Source organism: Agrilactobacillus composti DSM 18527 = JCM 14202, from assembly GCF_001436375.1.
GTDB lineage: Bacteria > Bacillota > Bacilli > Lactobacillales > Lactobacillaceae > Agrilactobacillus > Agrilactobacillus composti.
This window is the reverse complement of record NZ_AZGA01000066.1, coordinates 58493-65243: the sequence shown is the minus strand read 5'-3', so window position 1 is coordinate 65243 and position 6751 is coordinate 58493. Positions and strand designations below refer to the sequence as shown.

5 protein-coding genes are annotated in these 6751 nt (G+C 37.1%); 3 read left to right on the top strand and 2 right to left on the bottom strand.

The genetic code is table 11. From position 1 onward, the window contains the following. Positions 1-264: 264 nt before the first annotated feature. Entirely contained in the window at positions 265-1497 is a 1233-nt protein-coding gene (locus FC83_RS11050) for an MFS transporter (RefSeq protein WP_057002777.1), read from the bottom strand. Between the two features lie 209 nt (positions 1498-1706). Next, positions 1707-2606, bottom strand: a complete 900-nt coding sequence (locus tag FC83_RS11045) for a LysR family transcriptional regulator (RefSeq protein ID WP_035453972.1) — start codon at positions 2604-2606, stop codon at positions 1707-1709. Between the two features lie 448 nt (positions 2607-3054). On the opposite strand from FC83_RS11045, the gene FC83_RS11040 reads away from it, so the two are divergent. The 3 genes from FC83_RS11040 (at position 3055) to FC83_RS11030 (ending at position 6740) form a co-directional block, all read left to right on the top strand. After that, a complete protein-coding gene (locus tag FC83_RS11040; RefSeq protein WP_052004795.1) occupies positions 3055-4248 on the top strand; it encodes an acyl-CoA dehydrogenase family protein in 1194 nt (397 codons plus the stop codon). Between the two features lie 85 nt (positions 4249-4333). Next, entirely contained in the window at positions 4334-5557 is a 1224-nt protein-coding gene (locus tag FC83_RS11035) for a CaiB/BaiF CoA transferase family protein (RefSeq protein WP_035453970.1), read from the top strand. A 37-nt stretch (positions 5558-5594) separates the two neighbouring features. After that, a complete protein-coding gene (locus FC83_RS11030; protein WP_035453967.1) occupies positions 5595-6740 on the top strand; it encodes an acyl-CoA dehydrogenase family protein in 1146 nt (381 codons plus the stop codon). Positions 6741-6751 lie beyond the last annotated feature (11 nt).

Here is a 6751-nt window from a genome sequence, read left to right as displayed (position 1 = left end):
ATAAAAAGACAAACTACAACTTTAACGAAAAAGTATAGTTTGTCTTCAATCTGAGAAGCAGATTAATAATCTGCTTCTTTTTTGTACTACAATCTAGTCTGGTCGCTAAACTAAGTTGGGATATTTTTGCGCAACAATTTATAATGCTCAATAAAATTCGTTGAGAATAAAAAAACTATCTAGGTGATTAAAAAAGCACAACGTGCTCAACTAGATAGTTTTTTTATAGTTATTGATTTGATATTGCTTGAATGAATATTTATTTTACCGGAAAAATTTATATTTCCGATTCCGAATTTCTACAAATAAGGCTAATAAAACACCAATAATGGTAAATCCAGCATCAATCCAAAATACTTTTAGCACGCTGCTTGCAGTCGAATTAATGACGAAACTAGAAACGAACGGACCAACGAAGTAGGTCAAGGCTGCTGCAAAACTGTAATACCCAGTGACTCGGCCTTTTTCATAAGGGAAGTACTTGGTTAGAACCGAAAGCCCTAATTGCCAAACCCCACCAGCGGCGAAGAAACCGATAATGGCACTGGTAACTTTTGCCAAAGCTGGATTTGGAGCAATACATAAGATGATCAAGAAAATAACAGAAATCAGTGGGTAAAAGATAACGATGTAAATTGGTTTAACTTTGGTAACCATAAATGTATTCACAAAGACAGATATCAATGAGAAGATAGCATACCAAGACATCAATGATTTGGCAGTATTTGCATCTAAGCCCAAAACGGCAGTTCCAAAGTTAGGGATGTACTGAGTATAAACATAGAATGTAAAGGAAATTGTGAAGCCTAGTGCGATTAATGCTAAGCCATCAATCTTCATACTTGGCTTTGGCCGACTGTCATCAACTTCTTCAGTTTTAGCAGTTTCCACTTTTGTGTCTTTGGTCTTTTCGCCCTTACCAGCTTGTGGTGCAAAATGACTGGTTGCAATAAAGATAATATCTAAAATAATAACGGCAGTTAAAATCCAAAGTGTGATTTTAGCATTTGGAATAGCGGCAACGATGAATGGCAGTGCAAACTGTGCCAAGGACATGGCAGCCTTAACCAAGGAATTCATACTAGCCGATTTAGCTGGAAAAGCTTCCGACAGTGCTGGATAACCAGCTGCATCTCCAAAAGAATTCATAAAACCAAGAAACAGTGAAAAAATTGATGCCATGATGATATTTGTACTGAATATTAAGCCAATGAAGAAGATTACTGTACAGCTCATACCCACAATAAAAATAGGTTTTCTGCCGAACTTATCTGAGAAAACACCTGCAAAGAGGATAGTTAAAATACGACCAATCCCCATCATCGAAATGACAGTAGAGATTCCGGCAATATTTGTGTTCCAAGAGTTCTGGAAATAAGAACTGTACTGTGAAATAATGATCTGCGCCATACTTAAAACAGCGTAAGTAATATAAATACCAGCAGCTGTGGGAATATAGCTGTGTTTTTTTGTAGTTTTTAGTGCATTTTCAGCCATCACAAAAAGCCTCCTAAGTTCGAATAGGTGAATAAAAGGGTGCAGCAAATGAGGAGAAAACAAAAAATATTGTTTCCTGACTACCTCAGTTCTGGGGAACTTAAGAGGGATGGAATTCAAACTCATGTTAAAGGGGTCACTAATCAGCTTTATTCTATCAGCTTTTATCAAACATTACAACAAAATAAAAGACTTCGCTTACGTAAAAACTAGGTCAGTTGTCCGATTTTCTTTAAATTATAGGCAGAAATGAACTCAAAGAAATCTTGTGAAAATTTGCTTTGCAATTGATTTTTATTCCGAACAATATAAACAACTCGTGTATTAGAAGGAATATCTAACGGAATTTTAACAAGATCAAACGGTGCTAGAAAAGAGGTATCCGCACAAACGCCAATACCTTGACCGGATGCAACTAGACCGGCAATACCCACTTCATCAATAGAGGTGTCATCTACGCTATCTGCTTTGATCTGACTGGTAACTTCTTCTTGAATGGTTGCACCAATAGGAATATCAGGCGTATAAGTTATTAGGCGTTCATGGGCCAACTGGTTTAATTTGATACGATGATATTTGGTGAATGGATGCGATTTAGGTGTTAAGACGATGATATCCTCTGTGTAAAAAGGTGTGAATTCTAGTTCACTGTAACCCTTCATATAGGAACTAATGCCAATATCATACTTCTCATCTCTAAGCCCATCTAATATGGGAATGGATGCTTTGCTAAAGAGCATAAAATGGATTGTTTCATCAAAATCCTTCTTAAAATCTTGAATGATTCTGGGCAACATGGTACCAAAAGTTGTAGGCAGCCAAGCTACACGAATCGTATTTTCTTGTCGTGAAAATTGTTCATTGGCTGCATTGATACCTTGATCCAATGTATCTAAAGCATCACAGACGGTTTTGTAAATCATTTTGCCATAGTTTGTCAGAATGATTTGACGGCCCTCTTTTCTAAACAATTTGCCATTAAGTTCTTCTTCAAAAGATTTCATAGAGTTACTTAAGCTAGGTTGGCTGATAAAAAGCTTGCTAGCAGCTTTAGTGTATTGCTTTTCTTCAACTAGAACACGAAAATACCGCAACTGGTTTAAATTCATAAAAAACGCGCTCCATCCTAGAATTTCGAATATTAAATTCAAAATCTCAGTCCATTAAAAAAAAGAAAACGCTTCATAAAGCGATTTTGTGAACTAATATTTTCAATAATCACTATCGATATTTTACCACAAAGATGGAAGCGTTAGTACAGCACACAAAAATATTTATAAGTTAAATAGTTAACATTCATTTTTTGAATAGTTGCATTGATAAAAGGTATTTGATTGATTATCAATCCAGGGTTACTGTAATAGTACAGGGATGGGAAAGCGTTTTCTCACTTTGCAAAGGGGAACTAATATAGCTTTGACAAGTTTCAAGAGGAGGCTAAAAAAATAATTTTTTGATTGAACTTACGGTAAGATTGTGAACTTGTTATTTAAATAATTGCGAATATTGATAGAATAATTCTATCAATCGGGTTTTATCAATAAGGAGGACTTATTTATGGTTACAAAAGTTAAGTTAACACCAGGACACAAAATGACTGAAGAACAATTCCAAAATTATTTGATTCAAATCAAAGAATTGGCTGAAGGCCCATTTGATGAAATGCAAAAAGAAGTTGAAGTTACCAATACTTTTCCAAAGGAATTCTTCCAATTAGCAATTGATAACGATTTATATAGATTTGCTTTACCTCTGAAGTATGGCGGTTTTGGTTTAAGCCAGAAACAGATTTTCCAAGTTCAAGAAATGTTTAGTCGGGGACCTGGTGGTATGCGGATGCATTTACATCATGCTGCTGATTTAAACTGGCGCATTATGGATGAATTTGGTTCTGAAGATTTAAAGAAGAAAGTTTTACCTAAAGTTCAAGACAAAGAAATCTATACGAACTTTGCTTTAACTGAAAAAACTGGTGGTACTGGTGCAGATGTACATACAACCGCAATTGAAGACGGCGACTATTACATCTTAAATGGTGAGAAATATTTAATTTCACATACAGATTGCAGTGATGCGACTTACGTTATTGCCGTTACAGATCCAGACAAAGAAGGCGACGATCGTTTGAGTGCTTTCTGGGTACCCGTTGATTTACCAGGTTATGAAATTGTGCCAATGCCTCATATGATGGGCTGTCGTGGTGCTGGTCATGCTGGCTTGAAGTTCACCAATGTTAAAGTGCCTAAAGAATACCTATTAGGCAAACGTGGTGATGGATTGCATGTTGCCATTTCCTCCTTATCTATTTCTAGAGCGCACATTGCGGATAGTAACTTAGGTATGGCTCAACGTATGTTGGAGATGTCTATTGCAAGAGCTAAAGATCGGGTCACATTTGGCAAGCCTTTAGTTAAACGTCAAATGATTCAACAACAAATCGCTGATATGGGTACTGAAATTTTCGCCTTACGGTCTATGCTTTATGATTTAGCTGAGCAATATGATAAGGGCGAAGACATTACTGAAAAAGCAGCTATGTGTAAATTACAGAGTATCAATACTGTCAGAATGGTTTCTGATTATACGTTAGAGACTTTTGGTGGTATCGGGTACTTTGAAGATAATCCTTATGGTCCAGTTGAACGTATGTATAGAGATTGCCGTGCAATGTGGCTTGAAGAAGGTCCACGTTCTGTTCAAAGAGTTACAGCAGCACGTCATTTAATTCAAGATAATGGTGTTATTAAGTAAAGATTAGTAAGTAGTCTTTATGCCGATAGCGGCAATTCGTACTTTGGAATTTAGCTGTTATTGGCATTTTTTGGAGGGACACATAATGGATGGAATTTTAAAAGGGGTCAAAGTCGTCGACTTAACAACATTTTTAGCCGCACCAACTGTTGCCAGAGTCTTAGGCGAATGGGGCGCTGATGTTATCAAAGTAGAATCACCAAAAGGCGATCCCGGTCGTATGCAAGGTTCCGTGTTCAATATGCACTATTCTGACGATGAAAACTTGGGCTTTGATATTTCTAATATGAATAAACGCTTCATCACATTAAACACAAAGACTGATGAAGGCTTAAAAATCATGTATCAATTGTTAGACACGGCAAATGTTTTTCTGACGAATGTGAGATCAAAATCTTTAGCTAAAATGGGCTTAGATTATGACACACTCCATAAAAAATTTCCAAAACTAATTTTTGCCCAGGTTTTAGGTTATGGTGAAAATGGTGATAAACGGGATGCAGCTGGTTTTGATGCAACGTGTTATATGGCTCGTGGTGGTGTTTTAGGAACAACTATGGAAAAAGATGAAACACCAATGAATCCTTCTAATGGTTATGGTGACTTTCAAGTTTCTATGTGTCTAACGGCTGGTATCTGTGGTGCTTTGGTTAAGCAAATGAACCAAGGCGTTGGAGATAAAGTAACGGTGACCCTACATCATGCAGCTTTATTTATGCAAAATGTTGCCATGGTTTCAGCACAATATGGGAATACTTATCCTAAGAGTCGTAAAGAAATTGCCAACCCGTTCAATAATACCTACAAAACTAAGGACGATCGTTGGTTGGTAATGTGCGTGCCAGTTTACGAAAGAGATTACAACAAAGTTATGACTGTCCTAGGTCGTGAAGATTTAATCGATAACCCACGCTATAACAATGTGGACAAAATCAACGCTGAACATCTGAATGCGGAATTTGTTCAAATCATGGGTGAAGCCTTTAAGAAACAGGACTTAGATTATTGGGTCAAAGCTTTTGATAAAAACGATCTGCCATTGGAACCTTGTTACGTACCAACAGAAATCTATTCTGATGAAGAAGCACTAAAAAATGATGAACTCAGAAAGATTAAATGCCCATCTGGCAACGAAAGATTTATTCCAACTAATCCAGTTAAATTTGCTTCTATTGGCAAACCAGAATTGAAAGTTTCTAAACCTCAAGGCTCAGATACTGATGCAATTTTGGAAGAGTTAGGCTACTCGAAACAAGACATTCAAAACTTGAGCGCTGAGGGTGCTGTTGGATTGACCAAACACATCTAGTTGTCAAGGCAGTATAAATAAGAATTGAGGGATTACAATGGCTTTACAATATACAGAAGATCAACAAGAATTTATTAACATGGTTAAGGAATTCGGTGAAACAGAATTAAAGCCACATGTTAAGGATTGGGATGAAGCTGGCAGATGCCCAGAAGGCGCCTTTGACAAGGCTTTTGACATGGGACTGCATATGCTAGAAGTGCCTGAAGAATATGGCGGTATCGGGTTGAACTTCGAAACCACTGCTATGATTTTTGAGGAGTTGGCAAAGTATGATGCAGGTTATGCGATTACTTTGGTTTCCAGTTTTGTTGCCTTAAGATCAGTTATTTTACGTGGTGATAAGAAGCTGGCTAAGTATTTTGCGGATATTATTGCACCAGGTAAATTTGCAGCCTTTTCTTTAAGTGAATCCAATGCAGGTTCCGATGCTGGTGCTGTTGCAGCAACAGCAACTAAGGATGGTAATGAATATGTACTGAATGGTGAAAAGACTTTTGTTACCAACGGAAATCTAGCCAGTATTTATGTAGCAATATTCAGAACTTCAGATGATGGTAACAAAGGTTTGAGTGCCTTTTTAGTCGAAAGGACTAGAGATGGTATCACTGTTGGTCACCATGAAGATAAAATGGGTTTGCGATTATCAGACACCAGCACAGTCAATTTTGATAACGTTCGAATTCCAGCTGATAACTTAATTGGCAATGAAGGTGACGGTTTTAAAGTAGCTTTGAATTCTTTGAATATCTCTAGAGCATTTGTCGCTACTTTAGCAGTTGGTATCATGCAAAGAGCTTTAGATGAATCTGTGAAGTATGCCAAGATGCGGAAGCAATTTGGTCGCCCAATCATTAAATTTCAATCTGTTCAGAATATGTTAGCAGATATGGCTACTGATGTTGAAGCATCACGTCTGATGGTCAATAACACTATGAAAATGATGGATAATGACTTATCTGTCCGTAAAGAAGGCGCCATGACTAAAACATTTGTATCTGATGTGGCCCAAGATGTAACGTCTAATGCAGTTCAAATCTTTGGTGGTTACGGTGTTTCGAAAGAATATCCAGTTGAAAAATTGATGCGGGATGTCAAGGTGTTCCAGATTTTTGAGGGAACCAATGAGATCCAACGTATGACAATTGCTACAGAATTAAATAAAGAATACGAAGAGGATTAGAGCAGGAGGCA

Coding starts and splice junctions, on each gene's coding strand:
- FC83_RS11050 (WP_057002777.1), bottom strand. CDS start 1,497: ATGGCTGAAAATGCACTAAAAACTACAAAAAAACACAGCTATATTCCC.
- FC83_RS11030 (WP_035453967.1), top strand. CDS start 5,595: ATGGCTTTACAATATACAGAAGATCAACAAGAATTTATTAACATGGTT.
- FC83_RS11040 (WP_052004795.1), top strand. CDS start 3,055: ATGGTTACAAAAGTTAAGTTAACACCAGGACACAAAATGACTGAAGAA.
- FC83_RS11045 (WP_035453972.1), bottom strand. CDS start 2,606: ATGAATTTAAACCAGTTGCGGTATTTTCGTGTTCTAGTTGAAGAAAAG.
- FC83_RS11035 (WP_035453970.1), top strand. CDS start 4,334: ATGGATGGAATTTTAAAAGGGGTCAAAGTCGTCGACTTAACAACATTT.